Annotated in this window: 14 protein-coding genes; 3 read left to right on the forward strand and 11 right to left on the reverse strand. The window is 67.3% G+C overall.

The genetic code is table 11. From position 1 onward, the window contains the following. Window positions 1–169 precede the first annotated feature (169 nt). On the forward strand, window positions 170–1,918 hold the full coding sequence (locus tag LFT44_RS02810) for a pyruvate dehydrogenase (protein WP_236800975.1): 1,749 nt from the start codon (window positions 170–172) through the stop codon (window positions 1,916–1,918). A gap of 110 nt (window positions 1,919–2,028) precedes the next feature. On the opposite strand, the gene LFT44_RS02815 is transcribed toward LFT44_RS02810, so the two are convergent. The 3 genes from LFT44_RS02815 to LFT44_RS02825 form a co-directional block, all read right to left on the reverse strand. Further along, window positions 2,029–2,886, reverse strand: coding sequence for a hydroxymethylpyrimidine/phosphomethylpyrimidine kinase (locus LFT44_RS02815; RefSeq protein WP_236800976.1), 858 nt, complete (start codon window positions 2,884–2,886; stop codon window positions 2,029–2,031). Between the two features lie 102 nt (window positions 2,887–2,988). Then, window positions 2,989–3,900, reverse strand: coding sequence for a TIGR01777 family oxidoreductase (locus tag LFT44_RS02820; RefSeq protein ID WP_236800977.1), 912 nt, complete (start codon window positions 3,898–3,900; stop codon window positions 2,989–2,991). A 26-nt stretch (window positions 3,901–3,926) separates the two neighbouring features. Further along, entirely contained in the window at window positions 3,927–4,583 is a 657-nt protein-coding gene (locus LFT44_RS02825) for a TetR/AcrR family transcriptional regulator (RefSeq protein WP_236800979.1), read from the reverse strand. A gap of 196 nt (window positions 4,584–4,779) precedes the next feature. Between LFT44_RS02825 and LFT44_RS02830 the strand changes: the two genes are divergently transcribed. Further along, on the forward strand, window positions 4,780–5,541 hold the full coding sequence (locus LFT44_RS02830) for a queuosine precursor transporter (RefSeq protein WP_236800980.1): 762 nt from the start codon (window positions 4,780–4,782) through the stop codon (window positions 5,539–5,541). A 121-nt stretch (window positions 5,542–5,662) separates the two neighbouring features. Here LFT44_RS02830 and LFT44_RS02835 read toward each other — a convergent pair whose 3' ends face one another. From LFT44_RS02835 to LFT44_RS02865, 7 genes are all read right to left on the reverse strand, one after another. After that, window positions 5,663–6,598: a hypothetical protein gene (locus LFT44_RS02835; protein WP_236800981.1), complete on the reverse strand. Its 936-nt coding sequence runs from the start codon at window positions 6,596–6,598 to the stop codon at window positions 5,663–5,665. A 155-nt stretch (window positions 6,599–6,753) separates the two neighbouring features. After that, complete coding sequence (locus tag LFT44_RS02840) at window positions 6,754–7,512, reverse strand: dienelactone hydrolase family protein (RefSeq protein WP_236800982.1); 759 nt, start codon at window positions 7,510–7,512, stop codon at window positions 6,754–6,756. Between the two features lie 35 nt (window positions 7,513–7,547). Continuing rightward, window positions 7,548–8,834, reverse strand: coding sequence for a tRNA guanosine(34) transglycosylase Tgt (tgt, locus tag LFT44_RS02845; protein WP_236800983.1), 1,287 nt, complete (start codon window positions 8,832–8,834; stop codon window positions 7,548–7,550). Between the two features lie 70 nt (window positions 8,835–8,904). Beyond that, window positions 8,905–9,633, reverse strand: a complete 729-nt coding sequence (locus tag LFT44_RS02850; RefSeq protein ID WP_236800984.1) for an SRPBCC family protein — start codon at window positions 9,631–9,633, stop codon at window positions 8,905–8,907. A gap of 72 nt (window positions 9,634–9,705) precedes the next feature. Next, entirely contained in the window at window positions 9,706–10,737 is a 1,032-nt protein-coding gene (locus LFT44_RS02855) for a DUF6707 family protein (RefSeq protein WP_236800985.1), read from the reverse strand. A gap of 88 nt (window positions 10,738–10,825) precedes the next feature. Continuing rightward, window positions 10,826–11,365 carry an NUDIX hydrolase family protein gene (locus tag LFT44_RS02860; RefSeq protein WP_236800987.1) on the reverse strand — a complete coding sequence of 180 codons (540 nt, stop codon included), beginning with the start codon at window positions 11,363–11,365 and terminating at the stop codon, window positions 10,826–10,828. Window positions 11,366–11,374: 9 nt separating this feature from the next. After that, window positions 11,375–12,121 (reverse strand): VOC family protein, encoded by a 747-nt coding sequence (locus LFT44_RS02865; protein WP_236800988.1) that lies wholly within the window; start codon window positions 12,119–12,121, stop codon window positions 11,375–11,377. Between the two features lie 106 nt (window positions 12,122–12,227). Between LFT44_RS02865 and LFT44_RS02870 the strand changes: the two genes are divergently transcribed. After that, the gene (locus tag LFT44_RS02870) at window positions 12,228–12,830 is read left to right on the forward strand and encodes a YdeI/OmpD-associated family protein (protein ID WP_236800990.1); all 603 of its coding nucleotides are present in this window, start codon (window positions 12,228–12,230) and stop codon (window positions 12,828–12,830) included. On the opposite strand, the gene LFT44_RS02875 is transcribed toward LFT44_RS02870, so the two are convergent. Next, window positions 12,827–14,107 carry a glycoside hydrolase family 76 protein gene (locus tag LFT44_RS02875; RefSeq protein WP_236800992.1) on the reverse strand — a complete coding sequence of 427 codons (1,281 nt, stop codon included), beginning with the start codon at window positions 14,105–14,107 and terminating at the stop codon, window positions 12,827–12,829. The two genes, LFT44_RS02870 and LFT44_RS02875, sit on opposite strands and share 4 nt — an antisense overlap. Between the last annotated feature and the right edge of the window lie 135 nt (window positions 14,108–14,242).

Here is a 14,242-nt window from a genome sequence, read left to right on the forward strand (position 1 = left end):
GTGCCCGTCTCCCAAGGAGGCGTACGACGGCGGCTGCCCGGCCGCCGTCGTACGCCTCCTTTTGTTTCGGCTTGCTGCTGCTGAATACCTGTTCCGAAGTGCCCGCTGAGGTGGGCGGACTATATTGGGCCATGTCAGAACACCACCACAATCGCGGGAGTCTGCACCTATGGCCAAGGAACTTGCCACCCAACTCATCGAACAACTCCAGGCTGCCGGTGTGCAGCGGATTTACGGGATCGTGGGTGACAGCCTCAACCCGATCGTGGACGCCGTCCGCCAGACGGGAGGCTCCGCGAAGGGCGGCATCGACTGGATCCACGTCCGGCATGAGGAGGCCGCCGCCCTCGCCGCTGCCGCCGAAGCACAGCTCACCGGCAGGCTGGCCGTGTGTGCGGGTTCCTGCGGCCCCGGAAACCTGCACCTGATCAATGGCCTCTACGACGCCAACCGTTCCGGTGCCCCCGTGCTGGCCATCGCCTCGCACATCCCCAGCAAGCAGATCGGCAGCAGCTTCTTCCAGGAGACCCACCCGGACCGGCTTTTTAACGAGTGCTCGGTCTACTCCGAACTGGTCAGCACTGCCGAGCAGGCGCCGCGGGTGATGCACAGCGCCATCCAGCACGCGCTGGGTCTGGGCGGAGTCGCCGTCGTGACCCTTCCCGGTGACATCGCGGGCCTGGAAGCAGTAGGCCCGACTCCCGCGCCGGCCACCTTCCGGCCGGCAACCCTGGTCCCGGACCCCGCCAGCGTGCAGGCGCTCGCGGACGCCATCAACGACGCCGGCAAGGTGGCCATCTTTGCCGGGGCGGGCGTGGAGGGCGCGCACAGTGAGCTGATGGCGCTCGCCGAGCTGGCCAAAGCACCGGTGGGGCACTCGCTGCGCGGCAAGGATTTTGTCCAGTACGACAATCCGTTCGACATCGGCATGACGGGCCTCCTTGGCTACGGGGCGGCGGCAGAGGGCATCGAGGACGCAGACCTGCTGATCCTCCTGGGCACGGACTTCCCGTACGACCAGTTCCTGCCGGACACCCGCACCGCACAGGTGGACCGGGCGGCGCAGCGGCTGGGCCGGCGGACCGACGTCGATATTGCCGTGCACGGCGACGTGCTCCCCACGCTTCGCGCGCTGATCCCGCTGGTGAAGGCCAAGAAGAGCCGCCGGTTCCTTGACCAGATGCTCAAGAAGCATGACCGGCTGATGAACAAGGCCGTGGGCGCCTACACGCGCAAGGTGGAGAAGAAGCAGCCCATCCATCCCGAGTACGCGGCGTCGTTGCTGGACCAGGTGGCCGCCGAGGATGCCATCTTCACCGCGGACACCGGCATGTGCAACGTCTGGACTGCACGCTACATCAACCCGCTGGGCACCCGACGGCTGATAGGTTCCTTCCTGCACGGCTCCATGGCTAACGCCCTCCCGCACGCCATCGGCGCGCAGCTGGCGTACCCGGGGCGCCAGGTCATTTCGGTGTCCGGCGACGGAGGCCTGTCCATGCTGCTGGGCGAACTCATCACCGCCGCCGCCTACAAGCTGCCGGTCAATGTGGTGGTGTTCAACAACTCCACCCTGGGCATGGTGAAACTGGAGATGCTGGTGGACGGGCTGCCCGACTTTGGCGTGGATGTGCCGGACGCCAACTATGCGGCCGTGGCACAGGCGCTGGGTTTCCACTCCGTCCGGGTTACCGATCCAGGCCAGATCGAGGCGGCCTACCGGGAGGCGTTTGCGCACCCCGGCCCGTCGCTGGTGGAGCTCATCACCGACCCCAACGCGCTGTCCATTCCGCCGAAGATCTCCGGATCGCAGGTGATCGGGTTCGCCACCGCCATGTCCAAGGTGGTCCTCAACCGCGGCGCCGGCGAGGCCGTCAGCATGGCCCGCAGCAACCTCCGGAACATTCCCCGGCGTTAACCTCCTTTCCACACGCCATCACGCAGCGCCCTTAGAGCCGGAACGCCCCTGCACTGATTGCAGGGGCGTTCCAGGTTTTCGTGCGAAAGCTGATGGCGCGTTTTGTGGAGCTAGCGGGCGCCGCCCTGCCACAGGGCATCGAAGGGGGCGCCGGAGGCAACCCGGTTGCGGATGCCGGCGGTCACGAACTCCTTGGCGGTCCGGGCTGCCTCCAGCGGGCTGGCGCCCTTGGCAAGCTCGGCCGTGACGGCGGCGGCCAGCGAGCAACCGGCGCCGGACACGGCCACCTCGCCCACCTTCGGCGCGCTGAGGACTTCGAGGGTTTCGCCGTCGTAGAACACGTCCACGGCGTCCGGGCCTTCCAGCCGCACCCCGCCCTTGGCCAGCACGGCCGCTCCGCTGAGCTCGTGGATGCGGACGGCAGCGGCCTTGAGGGATTCAACGTCGGTGATCTCCAGGCCGGAGAGCGATTCCGCCTCGAAGTGGTTGGGCGTGACGAAGGTGGCAAGCGGCAGGATCTGCGCTTTCAGGGCCTGGTCCGTGTCCAGCGCGTGACCGGGCTCCTGGCCCTTGCAGATCAGCACCGGGTCCAGGACAACATTGGCAAAGCTGTTCTCCTGCAGCGCATTGGCCACCGTGCTGATGGTGGCCGGGCTGCCCAGCATGCCGATCTTCACCGTGTCCAAAGCCGAAGGGGCGCCCGACGCCGGACCGTAGGCCGCCGTCGTCGCCTCCAGCTGGTCGGCAATCACCTGCTGGTCCACCGGCACGAAGCGGTGGTTCCAGCTGTCCTTCGGGTCGAAGGACACGATGCAGGTGAGGTTGGCGATGCCGAAGACACCCAGCTCCTGGAAGGTCTTCAGGTCAGCCTGGGCGCCGGCGCCGCCGGTGGCCTCGGAGCCTGCGATGGTGAGGACGACGGCGGGGGCGTCCGCGGACAGCGTTGCGTCAGGGGATACGGAAGTCATGCCCCCATCCTGCCACCCGGCGTCGGACGCTATCCATGTAGGGGCGTAGAGCGGCTGTGATGAGCGAGTGTTCAGCGGTCCAAGCGGTTCATTATTTGACCGTCAGGCTGTCCCCTTGGCGATCTGCAGGAGCGCCCTGCCCAGCTCCGGCTGGCTGTAGGCAAATCCGGCGTCAAGAAGTTTCTGCGGCTGGACCCAGCGGCTTTTCAGGACCAGTTCGGTCTCCGTGTAAATCAGGACGGCGCCCGCCCGGAGGAGCCAGGCAGGGGTGGGCAGCCCGAAACGCGCGCCATAGGCCCGGCGCACCAGGCGCATCATTTCCTGGTTAGTGACGACGTCCGGTGAGGCTATATTGACGGGCCCGGTGATGTCGGTCCGTGCGTGCAGGAAGAGGATGCTGCGGTACAGGTCCTCCACGTGGACCCAGCTGAACTTCTGCCGGCCGTCGCCCATATGCCCGCCCAGGCCCAGTCGCGCGAGGTTGGCGAATGGCCTCAGTGCACCGCCGCCCCGGCCCAGCACGATGGCGATCCTCAGCGGGATCTTCCGGGTTCCCGGAGTGTCCGCTGCGGTGAGGGCCGCTTCCCAGGCCCTTGCGACGTCCACGGAGAAGCCGGAACCAAGGTCGCCGCCGGCCTCGGACTGGGGACGGTCGCGTGCATCCCGGTAGATGGTGCCGGTGCTGGCATTCAGCCAGGTGGGCGGCGGGACCTGGCATTGCGCGATGGCCCGCCCCAGTGCCCGGGTGGTGGCCACCCGCGAGTCCAGAATGATTTTCTTGTTCCGCTGGTTGTAGCGGCACGAGACAGAGCGTCCGGCGAGGTTCACCACCAAGTCGGCGCCGTTGAGCACCCGGGCCATGCCGGCGTCGTCATCCCATGCGGCTGTGGAACCACCTGCTCCGTTGCGTCCTATGGTCCGCACCGTCCAGCCGTTCTCGCGGAAACGCCTGCAAAGATAGGTGCCAATGAAGCCGGAGGCGCCGGCCACTACGACTGTCTTTGCACTGTTCATCTCTTCCCCCAATGTTCGCTTCTGTCCTAGTCGCGGATGCTGCCGCTCAAGTCGAGGACGTCGTCAAGCACCTTGCTGACACCCGGAATGCGGGCCAGTGAGAGGCCGCGGGCAATGAGCGGCGCTGCGCCGTCCACCAGCTTCCGGGTCCGCCGCTGGCCTTCCGAGGAGTCGTAGACCCAAAAGAGGGTGATCCCCATGTAGCAAAGCCACAGCAGTTCAGGCAGCTCGGCCCGCAGCTTCTTCGGTACGGCGGGGCTGGACCCGTCCACCGTGCGCCTGAAGATATCCAGCGCTGCCTCCCGCGCGGGCGTTGAGTCCGCCGAGAAGGGGTTCACCGGCGATGTGGGCCGGATGGCGGTGGCCACGAAGTCCGCGCCGAAAGCATGGTAGGGCGCCATGACGTCCAGGCCCGCGTGCAGAGTGGTTTTCAGGCGGTCCGCGAACCCGGCGGCGGCGTCCAGCAATTCGGCTGCCCGCGCGGCGTGTTCGGCCTGCACTTGGAGGTACAACTCGTGGACCAGATCATCCTTGGACGAGAAGTAGTAGTAGGCATTGCCAACGGAAACGCCCGCCTCTGCAGCGATGGCCCGCATGGTGGTCTTCTCGAAGCCGATCTCGCGGAACATGCGCAGTGCGGTGTCCGCCACCCGCTGCCTGGTGTGTTCGCCCTTGGCTGCCACCGGCGCCTCCAAATTCCTGAACGTGTTCAAAAACAGTGTGCCACAAGTAGTTGAACATGTTCAAACGTCCACGGGAATTGGTCTGCCTGCGCCAAGGAGCGATCCCGTTCAAGGCGATGCGAGAATTGCCCGAGTGCTAATACAACCGGCGGTCCACAGCTGGTCGCCGGCCAACCACTCCCGAACGGACACCGTCATGTCTTCTTCTTCCGGCCACAGTGCCATGCCCGATGCCGCCCTCCCGCGGCCGGCCCACCAAGGTGCCAGCTTCGCCGCCATCGGTTCGCCCTACTTTGGGATCATGCTGGCGACCATGGCCGTGGTGTTGATCCTCTCCAACATAGGAGCATCCAAGGGCGTCGCCTTCGGCCCCATCGTCACCGACGGTGGCTTTTTCCTCTTCCCCCTCGCATACATCCTGGGCGACGTCATCAGTGAGGTCTATGGCTTCAAGGTGGCCCGCAAGGCCATTCTCACGACCTTTGCGATGTCCGTCTTCGCCTCGCTCTGCTACTGGGTGGTCATTGCGCTGCCCGGCTTCGACGACGAGTACGGAGCCGCGAAGCAGTCCGCCTTGGAAGGCGCCCTGGGCCCTGTGCCGCAGATCGTCCTCGCCTCGCTGCTCGCCTTCCTGGCCGGGCAGACGATTAACTCCTGGATCCTGGTGCGCATGAAGGCACGCACCGGTGAGAAGTCCCTGTGGGCCAGGCTCATGGGCTCCTCCGGCGCTGGGGAATTCGTGGACACGCTGATCTTCTGCAGCATCGCCGCGTCCGTCATCGGCATCACTGACTTCGGCAGCTTCGTGAACTACGTGCTTGTGGGGTTCGTGTACAAGACTTTGGTTGAGTTCCTTTTCGTCCCCGTTACCTCGCTGGCCATCAACTGGGTCAAGAGGCGCGAACCCAGTTACGGCCTCGCAACCCCGCCCGCGGCAGCGGTGACGAACGCCGCGTAGCTGCCGCCCGGCGTCGTGCGTTCCGGCTGTCTGGTTCCGGGACGCCGGAACGGTGCGGGATCGCCGGAAGGAACCGGCGACCTGGTCCCGTTCCGGCGATTTTGGCCCTGGGGCGGCCGGGCTACCGTTGGAGTGCGGCTAGGACACGGGCTTTGAACTCCTGTTCGCGGAAGAGGTCGGCCCATTTCACGCGCAGGAAGGTCCAGCCGTTCTCGGTGAGTGCATTCTCCCGCTGCCGTTCCTGGAACAGCACCTCGGGCGTCGGCTTGTAATCGAAGTACTTGGTTTTCCCGTCGAATTCGAGGGCCACCTTCTTTTCCTTCCAGGCGAAATCCAGGCGGTACTGGCCTGCCCCCGTGGCTACGGGGACTTGGGGCTCCGGCAGCGGAAGCTTCAGCCGTGTCAGGAGTTCGCGGGTGAGCGTCTCACCGGCTGACTCCGACCGTGGTTCTGCTTGGGTGAGTGCGAGCCGGAGGGTACGGATCCCGCGGCGTCCCTGCAGGCCGTCAGCCATGCTTTCCATCAGCGCTTTGTCTGCACCGAGCCGGAGGGCGTGGTCCATCAGCACGAGCGCCTGGCGGTAGGTCAGCATCATGGCGCAATCCACTGCCGTCCGCTCAAGCGAGGTCACCCGGAGGCCGCCGCGAATCACCACCTCCGCCTCGGTCCAGGGCCGGGTATGGCCGCAGACATCCTTACCGAGCCGCTCGCTTGAGGGGTTTCCTGGCAGTAGAAGGTGGATCAGGTTATCGACATCCCATAGATACAAACCGTGCAGCCGGGCCGCCGATGTGTGGCTGTACACATAGCCGCCCCGTGAGGTGGTCAGCGTCCCATGGGCATGGGCGTGAATCAACTGCCTGCTGCGAACAGGCCGCGACTGCTTATCCCAGAGCTCGGCGCGGATGTAGCAGCCGTGGCGAAGGCGGACAAGCTTCCGGTTGAGCACCAGGGTCTTGATGGCCCGTCCGTTGAGGCCCTCCTCGTGCAGTTGCCCCGTTCGCCACAGGTTGCCGGTGCTCGGAAGTGCAAGGAGGCGGACTGGCTGTGGTGTCATCCCCACAGGATCCTGCCGCTGCGGCACCGCCGGAAGGCGCCGCCGTCGTTATGTGTAAAACGTCCTGCGGCGCGGGCTCGCCGGAACCCGTCGAACTCGCCGCAACGTTCCGGCGATCCGGCAGCTTTCCGGCGAGTTCGACGGCGGGCGCCGGCCTAGCCCTTCAGCGCACCGTCCAGCAGCGCCCGCAGTTCCGTGAAGTGCCGCTCGGTGGCTTCCGGGTGGAAGGCCGAGGTGTCCGCCATGGTGTAGCCGTGCGGGGCGCCCTCGTAGATTTCATTGGACGCCTCCAGACCCGCTTTCTTGAGCGTTTCACCCAGCTGCGCGACGGCCTCCGGGGCCATGCTCCGGTCGTGGTCCGCATGGCCGAAGACGAACCGGGCCCTTGCGTCCTTGAGCCCCAGGTGCGGGCTGTCCGGCTCGTCGGTGACGAGGCCGCCCGCGTGGAAGCCGCCGCACGCTGCCACCTGGTTGGGGTGGGAGGTGGCAGTGCGGACGGCGAGCCGGGCCCCCATGCAGTAGCCGGTGGTTCCGATGGGGCCGGGTGCAACGCCGTCGAGCTCCCGGAGCGCGGAAACCCAGGCGTCGATGTCCGGCAGCGCCTTGTCCGAGGTCAGCCGGCCCACCCTGGGGAAGGCGGCCTTGCCGGCTGCCTCCCGGCCTTCCTGGCTGGTCATGTTCCCGGCGGGGGCCAGCTCCCCAGCCGTTCCTTCCCGGTAGAAAACGTTGGGTGCCAGCACCACGTAGCCCCAGTCGGCGATGCGCTGGGCCATCTCCTGGATTCGGGGACGCAGGCCGAAGGCATCCATGTAGAAGATGACGCCCGGGAAAGGGCCGGTTCCGTTGGTCGGGCGGGCTACCAAGGCCTCGGCGGCACCGTCAGCGGCAGGGATTTCGATGGATTCGATAGGCATGGGGCCACCCTACCGGAGGCACCCGGAAGCGGCTCTCAGGAGTAGTACCGGCCCAGGGTCTCGGCCTTGAAGTCGAAGAACGTGCCGGACTCGATGGCCAGCCGGGCATCGTCCACCATTTTCACCACGAACCGCTCGTTGTGGATGGAGATGAGGGTGGCGGACACCATTTCCTTGGCCTTGAACAGGTGGTGGATGTAGGCGCGGGAGTAGTTGGCGCAGGCGTAGCAGTCACAGCCCTCCTGGAGCGGGCCGAAATCGCGTTTGTACTTGGCTCCGGAGAGGTTGAACCGGCCCTCCGGGGTGTAGAAGGCGGAGTTGCGGGCCACGCGGGTGGGGGAGACGCAGTCGAAGGTGTCGGCGCCGTTTTCGATGGCGGTGAAGATGTCGTCCGGCTCGGAGATGCCCAGCAGGTGCCGCGGCTTGTCCTCCGGCAGTTCCTCATTGCACCAGCGCACGATGGTGCCGAGGTTTTCCTTCTCCAGCGCCCCGCCGATCCCGAACCCGTCGAACGGCATGGCGCCCAGATCACGGCACGCCTTTCGGCGCAGGTCCTCGTACTGGGCGCCCTGGATCACGCCGAACAACGCCTGGTACGGCTTGCCGGCCCGTTCCTCCGTCAGGCGGAAGTGCTCCTCAAGGCACCGCTCCGCCCAGAGCCGGGTCCGCTCCAGCGACTCCTCCTGATACCGCCGAGAGTTCTGCAGCGTGGTGAGCTCGTCGAACGCGAACATGATGTCCGCGCCGATCTGGTGCTGGACCTGCATGGAAATCTCGGGGGAGAACCGGTGCCGGTCCCCGTTCAGGTGGGACTTGAACCAGACCCCGTCATCGTCGATGTGTGCCAGGCGTTCCTTGCCGGGGGCTACGGCGTCATCCGGGCCGGAGGCGTCCACGGACTTCATGTCGATGACCTTCTTGAACCCGGAGCCCAGGCTCATCACCTGGAATCCGCCGGAGTCCGTGAATGTGGGGCCGGGCCAGTTCATGAATGCGCCGAGGCCGCCGGCTTCGTCAAGGATGTCAGGTCCCGGCTGCAGGTAGAGGTGGTAGGCGTTGGCCAGCAGTGCCTGCGCGCCAAGGTCCGCCATGGATTCCGGGAGGACGGACTTCACCGTTGCCTTGGTCCCGACGGCGATGAACGCCGGCGTCTGGATCTCACCGTGCGGGGTGGTGATGGTGCCGGTGCGGCCCAGGAACTCCCCGCCGTTTTCGGCCTCCTGCGCCTGGGAGGGTGGGCAGGACTCCGCCAGGCGCGTGCCCACCGTGAAGGAAAACTGTGAACGGGTATCCGGCAGGGCGAAGGCAGGGTTGGCTGGCACCGTACCAGTGTGCCAGCAAAGCGCACGGCGCCAGTAAACCCGGCCCCAGTAAACCCCGGGACCGGTTAGCTCAGCTGGCCGGTTCCGATGCCGGGTAGTTCGAAGCCCGCCAGGAATCCCAGGACTGCCGGATGGCGTCGAAAGCCCCTGCCCCAAGGTCGTAGGTGGAAACGACAATCAGCGAGCCCTCCCCCTCCGCGCGGACGTCCTTGATGGCCGGGTGGTCGGCGACCACCAGTAGCCCCTCGCCGTGCTCCGCGTAGCTGTGCACCGTGAGGCCCACCTGGTGGCTGGTGCGGTACCAGACCTTGCCGCTGATCTCCTCGCCCGTGCCCAGCGTCACCTGGTACGGCTCACCCGCCGCCGGGAGGTCGGCGAGCCCCAGCTTCTCGATGGCTGAGCCGTTTCCCTCGGTCAAGTGCAGGAACAGGGTATGCCGCTTGCCGTGCGGGTGCCGTTCCAGGGCGAAGCGGAGCTGCTGCAGGAACGTCAGCCAGCCCTGCGTGATGTCCTCGTCCCAGGCAGCCCACTCGGAGTCATGGTCCACGGCGGAGCGGGTGACACTGACCCGGGTTCCACCGGCCTCCGGGTGGAGCTCAAACGTGTCCCCGCCGTGCACGGTAAGGCTGGTGTGGTCCGGTGCTTCCTGCACGTCGCTGGAGAAGTAGATCTCCTTAATCTCGGACTCGAGGTCCTCGGACTGCCAGCCATGCCACTGGGCCACCTTGGACGGTTCACGCAGCATGGTCCAGACCTGCGGCGCGTCGGCGTTGATCACTACGCTGAGATTGTTGGTCATAGCCCCGAATGTACGCCCCGGAAACTGCCCCGGGTAGGGGCAATTTCCCCCGTCAGGCAGATGCCCGGAAGCTCAGGAGCGGACGGCCTCCAGCTCGTTGCTGATGCGCCGTTCCAGCTCCGACATCCCGATGGTTTCCGAGCCGCCGTGCGCCCGCAGGAAGAGCAGGGACTCCAGCCGCAGCAGCCGCCATTCGCGCTCGGCGTCATGGTTGGAGTTATCGATGGAGCGGAAGATTTCCTTGTCGTACAGGTTGGGCTCGTTGAGCGAGCGCTGCCGCACCTTGGCGGCCATCCGCGCCTTGAACGGGTCCGTTTCCTGGTTCTCCGGCGTGCGGATCAGCTTCTCGTACACCTCAGCGCGTTTGTCCTGGCCGTCCTGCCGGCAGATGTAGCTGGCCAGCGCCAGGGACGCCTCCACAGAGGTCCACCGGCCCGGGTTCCCGTCATAGGGCAGCACGGTCAAAAGGTCCGCCACGGACAGTGCGCCGTCGGCGTCCTTCAGGGTGATAAACAGTTCGTGCGCCAGGTCGCTGAGGTCCTTCAGGCAGCTTCCGGACTTGAAGTTCACGCCCTTGGACAGCCGGTCGGTCAGGAGCAGGACGCCCTCTGCGTCCGGGTGCGCCTCGGCGGCGGCTTCCACCACGGACTCGGGGGTGCCGGAAGGGGCCGGGATGAGCGCGAGTTCCTCCTCGCTGGGCCCGGTCACCGCGGGCGGCAGCGGCGGGAGGGGAGGCACGACGACGGCGGGGGAAACGGCGATCGGCCCGGTTCCGGCGCCGGGCTGCTCCTGCCGTCCGTCCTTGGGCGCGGCGGCTTCCGCCGGCGGGGTGGGCTCCGGAAGGTTTGCCGACAGCGGAAGCTGTGTGACGTCGTCGTGCGCTCCGTCCACCACCGTGACCATGGTGCCGATGGCCACCCGCAGCGTTCCGCCGCCGGAAAGGCTTGCCAGCACCAGTGCCGGGGAGCCGAAGTCGTCGTGCTCAAGCTCCACCTGGTCGATTTCGGCAGTGCGCCGGCCGTCGGGGAGGAGGATGTGGCTGCCGGTGGTCAGAGATCCAGCCTGCTGTTCACTGTGGTGCCTGGCGGCTGGTGATTCGGTCATGGGAGTCCTTAAGTTCTCTTGCGGTCCGCCCTACAGTCTACAAAGGCGGGCGCCTAAAACCGGGGACCCCCACGTCCCGGCGGGGTGCCTAGAAGCCCACGCCTGCGAACGCCAGGGCCTGCCGGATGAGGCCGCCGCGGCCGCCGGAAAATTCCATCTGGACGCCCGGGCTGAGGACTTCCTCGGGGGTCATCCAGGTCAGTTCCAGGGCGTCCTGGCGGGGCTCGCACTCGCCCGTCACCGGGATGACGTAGGCCAGCGACACGGCGTGTTGCCGCTCGTCCGTGAACCCTGTCTGGGAGGGCGCGGGGAAGTATTCGGCCACCGTGAACGGCACGGGGCTCAACGGCAGCTGCGGGAACGCCAGCGGACCCAGGTCCTTTTCCATGTGGCGCAACAGGGCGGCGCGGATGGTTTCGCGGTAGATGACCCGGCCGGACACCAGGGAACGCACCATGGTCCCGTCCGAATCCGCCTGCAGCAGCGTGCCCACCTCGTTGACGTACCCCAGCGGATCCAGCCTGACCGGTACGGCTTCCACGTACACCATGGGCAGCCGCCCCCGCGCCTCAAAGAGGTCTTCTTCAGAGAGCCAGCCGGGATTCGGGTCAGGTGTGCGCACGTTCATGCTTAAGTTCTACCCCATGGGGCGTCGCTGGGAGATCCACACCGTGGCGGGCGCGTTGGGGCTGCCCGCGTCGGGATTAGCCACGTGGAGGGTGCTTCCGAACGCCTCCTCGGTGAGGCTGGCGGTGAAACCGGCCGCGGTGAGCCGGTCCCGCAACGGTTCCAGGCCGGCGTCGTATTCAAAGCCCAAACCCGAGCGGGGTGCCCCTGCTGCCGGACGCACCAGGAGGACGCCGCCGTTCTTGGCCGTGAAGTCCGCGGTTTCGTCGTTGTCGGGGACGGGACGGGGGCGGGCGCCCACATGCAGCAGCGTGCGGACGGCTCCCTCCGGGTCCGCCGTGTACCAGACCGCGACGACGGCCAGGGCGGGGTCGGCGTCAGCGCACTGGGCGGCGTGGGCTGCTTTGTCGGCCATGAAACTGAAGCCGTCGGGGGCGCTGATCCGGCACGTTTCGCCGTGGGCCGCCGTGACCAGCTCAGCAGGCCGCGTTCCTTCCCCCTGCACTCCATCCTCTTCCTGCGCGGACAGGTTGGTGCGGCGCGCGAATTCGGCGACGTCGCCCACCTCCACCGCGAATACGGTGTGGCCGTCCTGCCCGGACCCGGCCTCCGCCCCGTGGAGCGCCAGCCGGCCCGACGCGGAATCGAAAACCTGCCAGCCGCCGTCGTCCTCTGTCTGCACCATCCCCAGAGCGGTGAGGAACTGCTTCCAGGAGTCAGTGCGTGAGGTGAAGTGGACGGGGCGGACTCGAAGCATGGCGTTGTCCTTCGGGCTGGGGGACGGTCTGTAGGGCCATAATGCCACCTGAAGATCCGGTGCACACGGGGCTTGTGACCTGCCATTCCACAGGCAGAATTAGGCCATGGCCGATGACCTTGAGGAATTGCTGGTGCCGGATGCCGCTGCCTGGCGCGCCTGGCTGGAGGAAAACCACAGCACCAGCCCGGGCGTGTGGCTGGTCCTGCACAAGAAGGGCGGGACGGTGACGGGCCTGGACTACGCGGCCGCACTGGACGAGGCACTGTGCTTCGGCTGGATTGACGGTCAGGGCCGGCGCCGCGATGACGAAAGCGTGTTCCAGCGGATGACCCCGCGCCGCCCCCGCAGCATCTGGTCCGCACGGAACGTGGGGCACGTCGCCCGGCTGGAAGAGGCCGGCAAGATGACCGACGCCGGCCGGGCGGCAGTGGAGGCGGCCAAGGCGGACGGCCGCTGGGAAGCGGCCTACGGCGGGCAGGCCGATGTGCAGGTTCCCGAGGACCTGGCCGCCGCCATCGCTGCAAACCCGGCCGCCCAGGCGATGTTCGATGTGCTCACCAAAACCAACCTGTTCTCCCTGGTGTACCGGACCAACTCGGCGAAGCAGGCCGCAACGCGGGAGCGCAGGATCGCCGGTTTCGTTGAGATGCTGGCCCGCGGTGAGACGCCCTATCCGCAGAAGAGGCGGCCCGCCGGGCTGGACTAGGGGAGGCCTGCGGCGGTTACGGCCGCGGCAGCCTCCAGCGCCATCCATGCCTGCAGTTGGGTGGCGAGCTCGACGGCGGCCCCCGGCGGATACGTCGCGGCCGCCGGTTGGGCCGCATGCACCGAGAAAATGCTCCTGCCCTGCAGCCGCGCATTGGCCTCGCTGGGGCCAACAGGGCGGCGGCCGGACCAGAACGCCTCAGCAGTGTCCGTCACCAACCGGGCGGCCGTGGCACGGGTGGCCTGGGGAAGCCGGGTATCCGCTGCGGCAAGGGCCAGGTAACGGCAGAGGATCCCGGTGAAGAGGCCGCCGTCGCCGGTTCCCTCGCAGCGGAGCACCGAGCGCTGGGCTGAACTGCCGTCCGGGCCGGCAGGAACCGTCAGCAGCCGCTCCACCGCGTCCACCAGGACGGCCGCCCTGGCCAGGTTCGCTTCGCCGCCCAGCTCCAGGAGCGCGCCCAGCACCGGGCCCTGGTTGTAGGTGTACACCGCCCGTTCCACCACCACGTCGCCGGCCGGGTTGAGGCGGACGCCGTCCAGGTAGAGGCCCTGCCCGGCGTCGAACAGGGTTGCATCCAGCCAGTCCAGCAGCGCCTGTGCCTTGATCGGCTGGCCCGTGCGGGCATAGAACAGTGCCACCGGCGCCGTGGCGGGGGTGTTCTTGAAGTCCCGCTTCTTGCTCCAGAACGTGCCGCCGCCCAGGTCGTCGGTGCAGGCCGCGTCGAACTGCAGCGCCAGCGACGCGCGGACTTTGGCGTTGCGGCGGCGGCCGGGGCGCCGTGTCTCCTCGGCCAGCCGGTCCAGCCGCAGGGTGGCCAGGGCAAGCCAGGCCATGTCGTCGTAATAGCTGTTCACAAAGGTCAGGGCGTTGCGGAGCCTGATGCCCGTCACCAGCCGCGAGGCCAGGTGGCCTGCGCTGGGCCGGTCCGGGCCGTCGAACCGGGCCGCGGGGGTCGCTCCGCTACCCAGTTCCCTCCTGCCGGTGTCCACCAGGCAGTCCACGTAATGCGCCTGCCACCAGTAGTGCCACGGGAGCGCCATAGCGGCGGCAGGCCGGGCCCGCCGGAGCAACGCGGACCACCGGCTGCCCAAATGGGCGGCTTGATCCTGTTGTTCCTGCTGGGCCTGCCGGTCCGGGTGCCTGCCCTGCCACAGCACCGCACCCAGGTGGGTGCCGGGGAGGAACAGCAGCTTGTGGCCGAACAGGGCGGTGACGGAGCGGGCCGCATGGTTTGCCCTGTCTGGCCAGGCGGTCATGGAGGTGCTGCTGGACGTCATGCCGTCCACCCTAACCGTGCCGACGGGGAGGCCAAGGCAGCGGGGCCTGTGCGAAGGGTGCGGCCCCGGGCGATTTCAGTTAACATTCATTAACTGTTGCTCGAGGCCGCGCCGCGGCATGGGGACACGCATCAA

Source organism: Arthrobacter sp. FW306-05-C (genome assembly GCF_021801725.1).
GTDB lineage: Bacteria > Actinomycetota > Actinomycetes > Actinomycetales > Micrococcaceae > Arthrobacter.

Excerpts from the sequence above, each read along its gene's own strand:
- LFT44_RS02810 (WP_236800975.1), top strand. The coding sequence starts at position 170 with ATGGCCAAGGAACTTGCCACCCAACTCATCGAACAACTCCAGGCTGCC.
- LFT44_RS02815 (WP_236800976.1), bottom strand. The coding sequence starts at position 2,886 with ATGACTTCCGTATCCCCTGACGCAACGCTGTCCGCGGACGCCCCCGCC.
- LFT44_RS02820 (WP_236800977.1), bottom strand. The coding sequence starts at position 3,900 with ATGAACAGTGCAAAGACAGTCGTAGTGGCCGGCGCCTCCGGCTTCATT.
- LFT44_RS02830 (WP_236800980.1), top strand. The coding sequence starts at position 4,780 with ATGTCTTCTTCTTCCGGCCACAGTGCCATGCCCGATGCCGCCCTCCCG.
- LFT44_RS02835 (WP_236800981.1), bottom strand. The coding sequence starts at position 6,598 with ATGACACCACAGCCAGTCCGCCTCCTTGCACTTCCGAGCACCGGCAAC.
- LFT44_RS02840 (WP_236800982.1), bottom strand. The coding sequence starts at position 7,512 with ATGCCTATCGAATCCATCGAAATCCCTGCCGCTGACGGTGCCGCCGAG.
- LFT44_RS02850 (WP_236800984.1), bottom strand. The coding sequence starts at position 9,633 with ATGACCAACAATCTCAGCGTAGTGATCAACGCCGACGCGCCGCAGGTC.
- LFT44_RS02855 (WP_236800985.1), bottom strand. The coding sequence starts at position 10,737 with ATGACCGAATCACCAGCCGCCAGGCACCACAGTGAACAGCAGGCTGGA.
- LFT44_RS02860 (WP_236800987.1), bottom strand. The coding sequence starts at position 11,365 with ATGAACGTGCGCACACCTGACCCGAATCCCGGCTGGCTCTCTGAAGAA.
- LFT44_RS02865 (WP_236800988.1), bottom strand. The coding sequence starts at position 12,121 with ATGCTTCGAGTCCGCCCCGTCCACTTCACCTCACGCACTGACTCCTGG.
- LFT44_RS02870 (WP_236800990.1), top strand. The coding sequence starts at position 12,228 with ATGGCCGATGACCTTGAGGAATTGCTGGTGCCGGATGCCGCTGCCTGG.
- LFT44_RS02875 (WP_236800992.1), bottom strand. The coding sequence starts at position 14,107 with ATGACGTCCAGCAGCACCTCCATGACCGCCTGGCCAGACAGGGCAAAC.